Genomic DNA, 434 nt, shown 5'->3' with positions numbered 1-434 from the left:
ATGGCAGGCACAGGCCTGGGCGCTGATCATCCTGCAGGTCTGCCTGTGCGTTATGAACCTGCGAGGCTGGAAGAAAAATACCGCGATGGAACTGGGCTGAATGGGTCGTGCTTATGTGCGCCGCAATATGTGGCGCCGAGGCCGTTCGTTCCGCCCGTCAGCGCCATCGCACAGGACGCCGCGCGGGCAGGACAAAGAAATGGTGAACATCCCAAAGGAGCTACACCATGAAGATCATCAAACCACACTCGTTGCTGTTGGCACTATGTCTTGGCGCCAGTGCGCCGCTTGTGCTGGCGGCCACCGATATGAATGACCAACGCGCTCCAGGCACGCAAACGCAAGACAGCGGCCACATGAATGGCAATGGCGGACCCACAGGTTCAGGCACGCCTGGAGATGGCATGGGTACCGGCTCTGGCGGCACCGGTAGC

The 434-nt window shown here is 60.4% G+C and carries 1 pseudogene; it reads left to right on the top strand.

Going from position 1 to position 434, the window contains the following annotated elements:
• Positions 1-227 precede the first annotated feature (227 nt).
• Positions 228-434, top strand: a pseudogene (locus IAE39_RS29490) (hypothetical protein); the annotation flags it as partial.

This window comes from Pseudomonas sp. S37 (assembly GCF_016658545.1).
In the GTDB taxonomy this organism is placed as follows: Bacteria; Pseudomonadota; Gammaproteobacteria; order Pseudomonadales; family Pseudomonadaceae; genus Aquipseudomonas.
The sequence above is the reverse complement of the archived record's forward strand: the minus strand, read 5'-3'. Positions and strand labels throughout refer to the sequence as shown.